8 protein-coding genes and 1 pseudogene are annotated in these 12355 nt (G+C 68.3%); 7 read left to right on the top strand and 2 right to left on the bottom strand.

Translation table 11 applies throughout. From position 1 onward, the window contains the following. The first annotated feature begins 4 nt into the window (after positions 1–4). The 6 genes and pseudogenes from ACZ5PB_RS03505 (at position 5) to cpt (ending at position 4182) form a co-directional block, all read left to right on the top strand. Entirely contained in the window at positions 5–1288 is a 1284-nt protein-coding gene (locus tag ACZ5PB_RS03505) for a cytochrome P450 (RefSeq protein WP_468687382.1), read from the top strand. A gap of 41 nt (positions 1289–1329) precedes the next feature. Beyond that, the gene (locus tag ACZ5PB_RS03500) at positions 1330–1740 is read left to right on the top strand and encodes a WXG100 family type VII secretion target (RefSeq protein ID WP_468687380.1); all 411 of its coding nucleotides are present in this window, start codon (positions 1330–1332) and stop codon (positions 1738–1740) included. Between the two features lie 516 nt (positions 1741–2256). Next, entirely contained in the window at positions 2257–2829 is a 573-nt protein-coding gene (locus ACZ5PB_RS03495; RefSeq protein ID WP_468687378.1) for a hypothetical protein, read from the top strand. A 21-nt stretch (positions 2830–2850) separates the two neighbouring features. Further along, positions 2851–3120: pseudogene (locus ACZ5PB_RS03490) on the top strand (RNase A-like domain-containing protein); the annotation flags it as partial. Positions 3121–3176: 56 nt separating this feature from the next. Beyond that, on the top strand, positions 3177–3611 hold the full coding sequence (locus ACZ5PB_RS03485) for a contact-dependent growth inhibition system immunity protein (protein WP_468687377.1): 435 nt from the start codon (positions 3177–3179) through the stop codon (positions 3609–3611). Positions 3612–3651: 40 nt separating this feature from the next. Further along, entirely contained in the window at positions 3652–4182 is a 531-nt protein-coding gene (gene cpt / locus ACZ5PB_RS03480; RefSeq protein ID WP_468688264.1) for a chloramphenicol phosphotransferase CPT, read from the top strand. A 42-nt stretch (positions 4183–4224) separates the two neighbouring features. On the opposite strand, the gene dnaE is transcribed toward cpt, so the two are convergent. Then, complete coding sequence (dnaE, locus tag ACZ5PB_RS03475; protein WP_468687375.1) at positions 4225–7764, bottom strand: DNA polymerase III subunit alpha; 3540 nt, start codon at positions 7762–7764, stop codon at positions 4225–4227. 274 nt (positions 7765–8038) lie between these two features. On the opposite strand from dnaE, the gene ACZ5PB_RS03470 reads away from it, so the two are divergent. Beyond that, on the top strand, positions 8039–9085 hold the full coding sequence (locus tag ACZ5PB_RS03470) for a dipeptidase (RefSeq protein ID WP_468687373.1): 1047 nt from the start codon (positions 8039–8041) through the stop codon (positions 9083–9085). Positions 9086–9157: 72 nt separating this feature from the next. Here ACZ5PB_RS03470 and ACZ5PB_RS03465 read toward each other — a convergent pair whose 3' ends face one another. Then, on the bottom strand, positions 9158–12205 hold the full coding sequence (locus ACZ5PB_RS03465) for an alpha-mannosidase (protein WP_468687372.1): 3048 nt from the start codon (positions 12203–12205) through the stop codon (positions 9158–9160). Between the last annotated feature and the right edge of the window lie 150 nt (positions 12206–12355).

Here is a 12355-nt window from a genome sequence, read left to right as displayed (position 1 = left end):
AGCCATGCCTGCACCCACCCCTGCCTCCACCCCCGCCCCCATGCCCCTCACCGACGTGAACCTCGCCGACCCGGACAACTTCCTCGACGGCACGACCCCCTGGCGGATGTTCGACGCGCTCCGCCGCGAGGACCCCGTCCACTGGCAGCCCGAGCCCGCCCCCAACAGCGGCTTCTGGGCGGTCACCCGGCACGCCGACATCGTCAAGGTCGACCGCGACCCGGAAACGTACACCTCCACCCGCTTCACCAACCTGGAGGAGGTGGACGACGACCAGATCGCCCTCCGCCGCTCCCTCCTGGAAACGGACGGCCTCCGCCACCAGGCGATGCGCCGCCTCCTCCAGAAACCCTTCACACCGAGGGCAGTTGCCGCTTACGGCGACTTCCTCCGCGTCCTCACCCGCCGCACCCTGGACGCGGCCCTCGCCAAGGGCAGCTTCGACTTCGTCAACGAGGTCTCCGCCGACTTCCCCATCAACGTCCTGGCCCGCATGCTCGACGTCCCCGCCGACGATACCCAGCAGCTCATCGACTGGGGCAACCGCATCATCGGCAACACGGACCCCGACTACGCGGACGTACTCCTGCACTCCGAGGAGAGCGACCAGTACCGCGACCTCCCCTTCCGCAGCCCCGCCTCGCTCGAAGTCTTCGCGTACGGCCGCAAGCTGGCCGCCGAACGCAAGGGCGGCACCGGCACGGACCTGGTCAGCCTCCTGGTCAACCAGACCCCCCGCGACGGCATCCCCCTCACCCCCACCGACTTCGACAACTACTTCCTCCTCCTGGTGGTCGCCGGCAACGAAACCACCCGCCACGCCATCTCCCACTCCATGCTGGCCCTCATCCAGCACCCCACCGAACTTGCCAAACTCCAGTCGGACCCCACCCTCATCCCGGCCGCGGTGGAGGAGTTCCTCCGCTGGGCATCCCCCGTCTACCACTTCCGCCGCACCGCCACCCGCGACACGGAACTGGGCGGCAAGCACATCAAGAAGGGCGACAAGGTCGTCCTCTGGTTCGCCTCGGGAAACCGCGACGAAACGGTCTTCCCCGCCCCCTACGACTTCGACGTCACCCGCACCAACATCGACCACGTCACCTTCGGCAAGGGCAGCCCCCACTTCTGCCTGGGCAACTCCCTGGCCCGCCTGGAAATCCAGATCCTCTTCCAGGAACTCCTCCCACGCCTCACCTCCATCCGCCTGACGGGCGAAGTCCCGCGCGTACGCAGCAACTTCGTCAACGGCATCAAGAAACTCCCGGTGGAGGTCACGCTGGCGTGAGGCGTGAGACCGGAGTTCGCCCCTATGAACGAGGGGAATCCATGGGGGACGGTGACCGCCGGCAGCGCCTCGAAGTTGAGGCCACGAAGCTGACCAGGCTCGCCAACGACCTCGACGGCATGCAGGAATACCTCGACGGGCAAGTGCGGCGCATGGACGCGATTGTCGACCAGATGGAGACTCGGTGGCGCGGCTCAGCCGCAGATGAATACCGGGCGCGCCACCGGGAGGCGGCGGAGGATGCCGTACGCATTCGTGAATCGCTGAAGAAGCTGGCACAGGCCGTGCGTCTGAGCGAGGGAGGCTTCACGGCGCACGAACTGGAAGTCATGCAGCAGTTCCGGCGGGTCCGGGCAGACGTGGACATCAAGGCCGAGGTGGATGCCCTCTCGACGCCGCACACCGCTGCTGCGCCGGAAGCCGCATCGCGCAGCAACTTTGCCGATTTGTGAGCTTCCGTACGGACGTGTGGAGAAAGTCGTGCTGACCTGGGAGGGGGAAGCCCGCCGGGTGTTCGTCGACGAACTCGACCGGTGGGACAACTCCGCCTAGGACCTTGGAGGCCCTGCAGACCTGCTCCATGCGCGTGTGGTCAGCGGCCATGCCACTTGCGCGGCGGCCCACCGGGCTGTGCTGCAGGGCTGGGGTGCGGCCCGTAAGGGGCAACGACCTGCCACTCGGCCTGAGCCCGTGAGTGCTCGTCGAAGTTCGACATGGTCAAGGCGTGGCGGAACCTCAGCGGTGACGTTACGAAAGCGGGAAGTGAATTCACGCCAAGTCGCCACGGTGTCGACCAAGGGGCCGTTCGGTGGGTCTGAGGTAACGGGTCGGACCTCAGGGCAGATCGACAAGAGGACCCCCGCTCCGGTCGAGGACGCTCATGGTGTGACCACTCGCCTCAAGTACGACGAGAATCTCGATCCACCCTTTGTCGTCTTCACTTCAGCACCTGAGTAGAGGAGCAACCCATGGAAGATCTCAGTGCTGAGCAGTGGGCCGATGCACTCGAACTTTACGAGGCCAGTTACACCTTGGTCCGGGTCGCACCGCGCGCGCACGCCGAGTGGTGGCTCGATGTCATCGCGGTCATTCGAGGCGAGACGCAGGACCCGCGTGGGTGGAAGTCGGTGGATCCGGACGCCGAGGAACCGGAGCGCCTGGCAGATCCGCTCTTCCCCTGGGAGGCGACCATCCCCGTCCTGGAGGGAACGGAGCACTACCGCCCGCCGGTGAGGGAGCTTCCGCGGGTTTCGGTCCCCTCCCTTCTCGTTCTGCTCGGGATCGTCGGCTGGGACGTCCGCAGGACACACCGGTGGCAGGAACGACGACCGGCGATGGAGGGCCGAGCCGAGGTGATCATGGCGCGTTTCGGCGAGGGCACTCGCTTCTACTCCAACGTTGGATGGAAGGGGAACGAGCCGGACTTTTACGAACAGGCCATCGACGGGATGCATCCGTTCAGCCGATACGGTTGGGACGCCGGGCTGATCGCTGTGAATGACACAGAAGTGACACTGATCTGGGCATTCATGCCCATCTGACCCGCTGTTCGAGAGGCCCCTGTGCTCACCCGCTCCGCCACCTACCCTGACCGGGAAACCGCCCAATGGGCCACCCAGGAAGTGGTCAACCGTAACGAACAGGCCATTCACCGCTGGCTGGCTCAGGGCACCCGTCGGCGCCTGGTCACTGAAGGGGCCTGGCCGTCTCGCGTGGATCCGGTCGGCCGTGTGCTGCTCCAGGCCATGATCTTCGCCGGTCGTGGGCCGGTGGACGTGCGGGCCGCGCGCGTGGTGCTGCGACGGGACCCGGCAGCGCAGCATGCGTACGTCGGCCAGCCGGCCGATGACGCCGACTGGGGGAGTTCTACCCGCTGCCGGACACCGGGGTGCCCGTCGCGGACGTCGAGCAGTGGCTGCTCGTCGTGGCAGGTCACGTCCGGCGCAGCATCGAGGACGGTGAGGTGCCGCCGCCCGTACGGCTCCCGGAAACCCACTGGGAGTGGCACGCCGGGTTTCCCGAGCTGGCGCAGTTTCTCGGCGGATGGTTCTCGCAGGACATGCCCGACGAGTTCGGCGACCACGATGCAGCGGTCGACGACTACGGCGACACGACGGAACGCACGCTCGTGGCCCGGCTCGTCGGCGAACTCCGGGAACTGAGCGCCCTTGGCCTGGATGAACCCGACCTTGCCGTGGGCGCGGCGGAACTGGGAATGGAAGTGGAGCCTCCGGAGGCCTGCACGATGTCCGAGTGGCTGATCCGGGTCGCGGACCGGCTGAGCGGGTTCCGACCCGACTACGGAGAGAATTGCCTGGTGTGAATGGCGCGAGGGCGCCTACCTTGGCGCCGTGAAGACGCAGATGATCGTGCTCAACGGTGGGTCCAGTTCCGGGAAGTCCAGCATCGTCCGGAGTTTGCAGGCAGTGTTGCCGGGGTCGTGGCTGTCGCTCAGTCTGGACACCTTTGTCGACGCGCTGCCCGCGTCCCTGCGGGAAGGGGATGCGGGGATCGGGTTCGGCGACGACGGGGGAGTTGTCGTCGGGGACGAGTTCCGGCGGCTGGAGGAGGCGTGGATCGCCGGGGTCGTGGCGATGGCGCGGGCCGGGGCCGGTGTGGTGGTCGACGAGGTGTTTCTCGGGGGTGCCGGGTCGCAGGAGCGGTGGCTCAAGGCGATCGGGGGTGATGTCGAGGTGCTGTGGGTGGGGGTGCGGTGCGAGGTCGCTGTCGCTGTGGAGCGGGAGGCCGCGCGGGGGGACCGGATCGATGGAATGGCTGCCGCGCAGGCCGAGTTGGTGCATGACGGGGTGGCGTACGACCTTGAGGTCGACACCACGCACAGTGGGCCGGAGGAGTGTGCGCGGGTGATTGCCGGGCGGGTGGTGCTGGGGTGAGGGGCCCGCTTCAGGGGGCTGTAGGGGCCCCTCACCTTCGGGCTATAGGAGGCAGGACGGGCCCAGTAGGACCTTCAGGTCGCCGAAGAGTGCCGGGTCCGCCTTTACCCGGTGGCGGTCCAGGCGCAGGACCGTCGTCTTGCGGGGGCCCTGGAGCTTGATGCGGACCTCTGTGTCGCCCCTGTGGTGGGAGAGGATCTCGCCGAGTTTGCCGACCATGGGTGGGGTGACCTTGACGGTGGGGATGGTGAGGACCACGGGGGCGTTGGTGCCCGCGTCCGAGATGTCGGGGACCTGGAGTTCCATCGCGACCAGGCGGGGGATGTCCTCGCGCTTGTCGAGGCGGCCCTTGACGAACACGACGGTGTCCTCGACCAGTTGGGTCGAGATGAGCTGGTAGGTGGCGGGGAAGAACATGCACTCGATGGAGCCCGCCAGGTCCTCCACCGTGGCGATGGCCCAGGCGTTGCCCTGCTTGGTCATCTTGCGTTGCAGGCCGGTGATCAGGCCGCCGATCGTGACGACCGCGCCGTCCGAGAAGTCGCCGCTGGTGAGCTGGGCGATCGCCGCGTCGGACTTGTCGGAGAGTACGTGTTCCAGGCCGAAGAGCGGGTGGTCGGAGACGTACAGGCCGAGCATTTCGCGTTCCTGGGCGAGCAGGAACGACTTGTCCCACTCGATGTCCCCGATGGGGGTGTCGAGGCCGAAGCCGGGGGAGTCGTCGGGGCCTTCCGTACCCAGGTCGCCGAAGAGGTCGAACTGGCCCTCGGCCTCCTTGCGCTTCACCTGGACGACCGCGTCGACCATGTTCTCGAAGACGGCCGACAGACCCTTGCGGGTGTGGCCCATCGCGTCGAAGGCGCCCGCCTTGATGAGGGATTCCGTCGTGCGCTTGTTGCAGACGACCGATTCGACCTTGTCGAGGTAGTCGGGGAAGGAGGAGTACTTGCCCTTCGCCTTGCGGCACTTGACGATCGAGTCGACGACGTTCTGGCCGACGTTGCGGACCGCGGTGAGGCCGAAGACGATCACGTCGTCGCCCTGCGGGGTGAAGTTGCCCGCCGACTCGTTCACGTCCGGCGGGAGCACCTTGATGCCCATGCGGCGGCACTCGTTCAGGTACAGGGCCATTTTGTCCTTGTCGTCCTTGACGGACGTGAGGAGGCCGGCCATGTATTCGGCGGGGTAGTTGGCCTTGAGGTAGGCCGTCCAGTAGGAGACCAGGCCGTACGCCGCCGAGTGCGCCTTGTTGAACGCGTAGCCCGCGAAGGGGACCAGGACGTCCCACACCGCCTGGATCGCCTCGTCGGAGTAGCCGCGCTCCCGGCAGCCCTGCTGGAAGGGGACGAACTCCTTGTCGAGGACTTCCTTCTTCTTCTTGCCCATGGCGCGGCGCAGGAGGTCTGCCTGGCCCAGGGAGTAGCCCGCGAGGACCTGGGCCGCCTTCTGCACCTGCTCCTGATACACCACCAGGCCGTAGGTGATGCCCAGGACTTCGGAGAGCGGCTCCTCCAACTCCGGGTGGATCGGGGTGATTTCCTGCTGCTTGTTCTTGCGCAGGGCGTAGTTGGTGTGGGAGTTCATTCCCATCGGGCCTGGCCGGTAGAGCGCCGACACGGCGGAAATGTCCTCGAAGTTGTCGGGCTTCATCAGGCGCAGCAGGGACCGCATCGGGCCGCCGTCGAACTGGAACACGCCCAGGGTGTCGCCGCGCGCCAGCAGGTCGTACGTCGGACCGTCGTCGAGCGGGAGCGAGAGGAGCTCCAGGTCGATGCCCTTGTTCGCCTTGATGGCCTTCTGGGCGTCCTGCATGATCGTCAGGTTGCGCAGGCCCAGGAAGTCCATCTTGAGGAGGCCGAGCGACTCGCAGCTCGGGTAGTCCCACTGGGTGACGACCACGCCGTCGTTCTTGGGCGAGAAGACCGGGGCGTGGTCGATGACCGGCTCGCTCGACATGATGACGCCGGCCGCGTGCACGCCCATCTGGCGGACCAGGCCCTCGATGCCGCGCGCCGTGTCGATGACCTTCTTGACGTCGGGCTCGTTCTCGTACATCCCGCGCACCTCGCCCGCCTCGCTGTAGCGGGGGTGCTTGGGGTCGGTGATGCCGTTGAGGTCGATGCCCTTGCCCATGACGTCGGCGGGCATCGCCTTGGTGATGCGGTCGCCCATCGCGTACGGGTAGCCCAGCACGCGGGCCGAGTCCTTGATGGCGTTCTTCGCCTTGATGGTGCCGTACGTGCCGATCATGGCGACCTTGTCGGCGCCGTACTTCTCGGTGACGTACCGGATCACCTCACCGCGCCTGCGCTCGTCGAAGTCGATGTCGACATCGGGCATGGAGACGCGCTCGGGGTTGAGGAACCGCTCGAAGATCAGCCCGTGCGGGACGGGGTCGAGGTCGGTGATGCCCATGGCGTACGCGACGATCGAACCGGCCGCGGAGCCTCGGCCCGGGCCGACCGCGATGCCGTTGTTCTTGGCCCACATGATGAAGTCGGCGACCACGAGGAAGTACCCCGGGAAGCCCATCTCGATGATGATGCCCATCTCGTAGTCGGCGAGCTCCTGGCGGTCCTGCGGGACGTTGCCGTTGAAGCGCCGGTTCATGCCGATGCGCACTTCCTCGCGGAACCACGACACCTCGTCGTACCCCTCGGGCACGTCGAACTTCGGCATCAGGTTCTTCGGCTCGAACATGCCGGAGGTGTCCACCCGGTCGGCGATGAGGAGCTGGGTGTTGCGGCAGCCCTCCAGCCAGGCGTCCGACGAGTCGATCGCGTACATCTCGGCGGCGGTCTTGAGGTGGTAGCCGGAGCCGTCGAAGCGGAACCGGTCCTGGTCGGCGATGTTCGACCCGGTCTGGATGCAGAGCAGGGTGTCGTGCGCGGCGGCCTCGTTCGCGTACGTGTAGTGCGAGTCGTTGGTGACGACGAACGGCGCCTGGATCTTCTTCGCGACTTCGAGGAGACCGGAGCGGGCCCGCCGGTCGATGTCGATGTCGTGGTCCATCAGCTCGACGAAGAAGTTCTCCTTGCCGAAGATGTCCTGGAACTCGCCCGCCGCCTTGATCGCCTCGTCGAGCTGGCCGAGCCGGATCTTGGTGGAGATTTCGCCGGACGGGCATCCGGTGGTCGCCATCAGGCCCTCGCCGTACTCGGCCAGCAGCTCGCGGTCCATGCGCGGCTTGCGGAAGAAGCCCTCCAGGCTGGCCCGGGACTGGGCGCGGAAGAGGTTGTGCAGACCGGTGTTGTTCCGCGCCCACATCGTCATGTGCGTGTACGCGCCCGCACCCGCGACATCGTCGCCCTTCTGGTGCGGCGCACCCCACTTCACCGGCTTGTTGTGCCGCCGCGACTCCGGCGCGAGATACGCCTCGATGCCGATGATCGGGGTGATCTCCGCCTTCTTCGCCTGATGGAAGAAGTCGTACGCCCCGTGCAGATTGCCGTGGTCGGTCATGGCGATGTGCGACATCCCCATGTCGCCGCACGCCTTGAACATGTCCTTGAGCCGGGCCGCACCGTCCAGGAGCGAGTACTGGGTGTGAACGTGCAGGTGCGTGAACGGCTGGTCGGCCACAGTGAGGTGCCTACTTCCGGGAGCGGGGCGGCGGCTGGCGTACGACCGACACGGGGCACCCGCGCGTGGGCACAGCGGTGCCCCAGCGAGGTGGACGAGGTGTCGGAGACCCCCGACCCTACCTCTCCGAGCCCCTTGATCAAGGCCGTGCGCAGGACTGGTACGAATGGCATATCCGCAGCTCAGAGCCGTTTTTCCGGGAAGAAGGCGAGGTCAGAGAAGTGTGAGAAATACCTGTCGACCCGCCCGCCGGGCGCGCCTACCCTTTGCTCCCATGCCCCTTGATCCAAGCACCCTTGAGCTCCACCGCCGCTCGGTCGTCGCGGACGCCCACAACGACCTCCTGATAGCCGTCACCGCCCGTCCCCCGAGGCGCTGGGCGAGCTTCTTCCGCGAGCGCTGGCTGCCGCAGCTCCACGAGGGCGGAGTGAACCTCCAGGTGCTCCCGGTCTTCATCGGCGACGAGTACCGTCCCGAGGGCGCCCTCCGCCAGACCCTCCGCATGATCGAGTGCGCGCACACCCTCGCCGAGGGCAACCAGGACTCCGTACGCCTCTGCCTCGACGGCGACGACATCGACGCCGCGCACGCCGCCGGGAAGATCGCCCTCGTCCTCGCCCTGGAGAGCGCCCCGGGCGTCGACGCGAGCGTGGAGCTCTTCCCCACCCTCTTCCGGCTGGGGGTACGAGTGGCCTCCCTCGCCCACTGGAGCCGCACGCCACTGGCCGACGGCAGCGGCGAGGACGCCACCGGCAGCCGCCTCACCGAAGCGGGCGTCGAGGCTCTGAGGATCATGGAAAGCCTCGGCATGATCTACGACGTCTCGCACCTGAACGCCTCCGGCGTCGCCCACGTCACGGAACTGGCCACCCGCCCCGTGATGGCCACCCACTCCTCCGCCCGCGCCCTGCGCGACCACCACCGCAACCTGACCGACGACCAGCTGCGCTCCATCGCCGCCACCGGCGGCACGGTCTGCGTGAACTTCTTCCCGGAGTTCGTCGGTGCGAGCCCGGCAGAGCAGACGGTGGACCGCCTCGCCGACCACTTCCTGCACGTCCTGGACGTGGTGGGCCCCGACCACGTGGGCATCGGCGCCGACTTCATCGAGGAGGTCGACCACGACACGATGCCGCGCTGCTGCGAGGAGGAGATACCGGAGGACTTCCTGCTCTCGCTGCCCGGACTGAAGGGGCCGAGCGGACTGCCGCTGGTCACGGAGGCGCTGGTCGGGCGCGGCCTGCCGGAGGAGACCCTCCGCAAGGTCCTCGGCGGGAACGTGCTGGAGCTCTTCAGGAAGGAGCTGGGACGGGCGCGCTGAAGCCGGGGAGTGTGGTGCGGACCCCTCTGCACGCTGCCGCGCGTGGGGCCCACACCACACGATCGGCGGGTCCTAGGCCCGCGCCACCCGCAGCGTCAGGATCTGGAACGGGCGCAGCGACAGCTCCACCCCGCCCTCCGTACTCAGCGCGTACGCCGGTGCGTCGGCGAGCGGACGCTCCAGCAGGTCCGTCTCCGTGACCGTGGCCGCCGGGAAGCCGGCCGTCAGGGTGCCGGTGGCCCGGCCGCCGCCCGACTCGTAGAGCCGTACGACCACGTCCCCGCTGCCGTCCTCCGCCAGCTTCACCGCCTCGACGACGATGCGGTCGTCGTCGACCGTGAAGAGCGGGGCGACCGGGGCGCCCGAGCCGCCCGTGACCGTACGCTCCGGGAGGTTGATCCAGTGGCCCTCGCGGACCGCGTCGGTGACCGTGGCGCCGGGGGCCAGCGCGAAGCGCAGCCGGTGGGTGCCCTGGTCGGTCTCCGGGTCGGGGTAGCGGGGGGCGCGGAGCAGGGAGAGGCGCACGGTGGTGGTTTGGCCGCCGTCCGCGCGCATGTCGCGGGTGACGTCGTGGCCGTACGTGGAGTCGTTGACGACCGCCGCGCCCCAGCCCGGCTCCTCGACCTGGATCCAGCGGTGCGCGCAGATCTCGAACTTGGCGGCCTCCCACGAGGTGTTGGTGTGGGTCGCCCGGAAGACGTGGCCGAACTGGGTCTCGGCCGCCGACCGGTCCGCCTTCACGTCCAGCGGGAACGCCGCCTTGAGGAACTTCTCCGTCTCCCGCCAGTCGACGTCCGTCTCGATGTCGAGCACCTTGGCGCCCGAGCGGAGGGTGAGCCGCTGGGTGACCGAGGAGCCCGCGTCGCCGAAGGAGCGGACGACGGTGAGGGTCGCCAAGTCGTCGTCGGACGTGATCAGTTCGAGGGAGTCGAGGTCCGTCAGGTCGGTGACGTTGTGGCGGTAGAACTCGTCGATGTCCCAGGCGTCCCACATGTTCGGGAAGTCCGGGTGGATCTGGAGGAGGTTCGCGGCCAGCCCCGGCGCCACCGATTCCCGGCGGGCGCCGATGTCGTACGCCGAGACGACCAGGCCCCGGCCGTCGACGACGATCCGCAGCAGGCCGTTGGCGAGCTCGAAACCTCCGTCGCGGGCAACGGCCGTGACCGGCGCCGTCGTACGGGCGGGGGAGGTCGATGCGCCGCCCGCAGGGACCGAACGGCGGTCGTGCGGCGCCGAGTTGAAGACGACTTCCGCCGTCCCCCGGCCCGCGAGTGCGGTCTGCGCGGCGAGCGTGATCGACTCCAGCTCGGTACGGATCCGGGCGTACGTCTCACGGGCCTCGCGGTGTACCCAGGCGATCGACGAACCGGGCAGGATGTCGTGGAACTGGTGCAGCAGCACCGTCTTCCAGATCCGCTCCAACTCCGCCTGGGGATAGGTGTATCCGGGGACGCGGACCGCCGCCGTCGACGCCCAGAGCTCGGCCTCGCGGAGCAGCGACTCGCTGTGCCGGTTGCCCTGCTTGGTCTTGGCCTGGGAGGTGTACGTGCCCCGGTGCAGCTCCAGATAGAGCTCGCCCGCCCACACCGGGGCGTCCGGGTACTCGGCCTCCGCCTTGGCGAAGAAGGCGGACGGCTTCTCGACCGTCACCTTCGGGGAGCCCTCCAGGTCACGCAGCCGCTCCGCCCGCGCCAGCATCTCGCGCGTGGGACCGCCACCGCCGTCACCCCACCCGAAGGGAGCCAGCGACCGCGAACCCCGGCCCTTCTCGCGGTAGTTGCTCGCGGCGTGCGCCATCTGCTCGCCGCCCAGGTCGGAGTTGTAGGTGTCGACCGGCGGGAAGTGGGTGAAGACCCGGGTGCCGTCGATGCCCTCCCACCAGAAGGTGTGGTGCGGGAACTTGTTGATCTGCGACCACGAGATCTTCTGCGTCAGGAACCACTTCGACCCCGACAGCTTCACGAGCTGCGGCATCGCCGCCGTGTACCCGAAGGAGTCCGGCAGCCAGACCTCGTTGGTCTCGATACCGAACTCGTCCATGAAGAACTTCTTGCCGTACAGGAACTGACGTGCCATCGCCTCCCCGCCGACCATGTTGGTGTCCGACTCCACCCACATGCCGCCGACCGGCACGAACTGCCCGCCCGCGATCTTCTTCTTGACCTTCGCGAACACCTCAGGCCGGTGTTCCTTGATCCAGGCGAGCTGCTGCGCCTGCGACATCGCGAACACGAACTCCGGGTGGTCGTCCATCAGATGGACCATGTTGGAGGAGGTGCGCGCCACCTTCCGCACCGTCTCGCGCAGCGGCCACAGCCATGCCGAGTCGATGTGCGCGTGGCCGACCGCGCTGATCCGGTGCGCGGACCGGTTGGCGGGGGCGGCGAGGACCTCGGTCAGTTCGGTACGGGCGCGGGCGGCGGTGCCCGCGACGTCGGCTAGGTCGACCGCGTCCAGGGCGCGTTCGAGCGCGCGCAGGATCTCGTAGCGGCGGGCGTCGTCCCCCGGCAGGTTGCGCATCAGCGAGTCGAGCACCTCCAAGTCCTGCACCAGCTCCCAGACTTCGGTCTCGAAGACGGTCAGGTCCATCCGCTCGATGCGGTAGAGGGGGTGGCTCTGCGCGGTGAGCCGGTCGCCCTCGTACGTCGGCGCGTGGTCGACCAGGATCGGGTTCGACGACGCCTCCACGTACAGCAGCACCTCCTCGCCGCCCTCGGCGACACCGTCAGGCCCGGCTCCGACGCGGACCCAGTCGTTGCGCGGGTTGAGCGCCTTGACCGCCTCGCCGTCCGGCCGGTAGATCAGGCCCTCGCACTGGAAGCCCGGCATCTGCCGGTCGAACCCGAGGTCGATGACCGCCTCGACGGTCCGGCCCGCCCACTCGGCGGGCACCCGCCCGGTGACCCTGAACCAGGTGGTGCCCCAGGCCGGACCCCACGCCTGACCGGCAGCCGCCGGCTCGTACACGGCGGCCAGCCCCTCGGCGACGGGCACCGGCTCACCCGGAGCCTCCCAGCGCTCGATGGTCAGGGGAGTGGAGCGGGAGCGGATCGCGGGGCGGATGCGTTCCCCGAGTACCCGCCGGAGACGGTGTTCCACGATGCTGCGGTCGTCGTGCATGAGGGTGGCTCCGAGTGTGTGTGGGTGGGCTGCCGGGAGTGGGGTGGCGGAGTCGGGCCGTCGGGGGTGCGGCGGCTGAGGGGCGGGCCATCGGAGGTGCGGTCCGTCGGGGTGCGGCTGAGGGACGGGGGCGTTCGAGTAGGCGCTGCC

Source organism: Streptomyces sp. NPDC032721 (assembly GCF_055579625.1).
The sequence above is the reverse complement of the archived record's forward strand: the minus strand, read 5'-3'. Positions and strand labels throughout refer to the sequence as shown.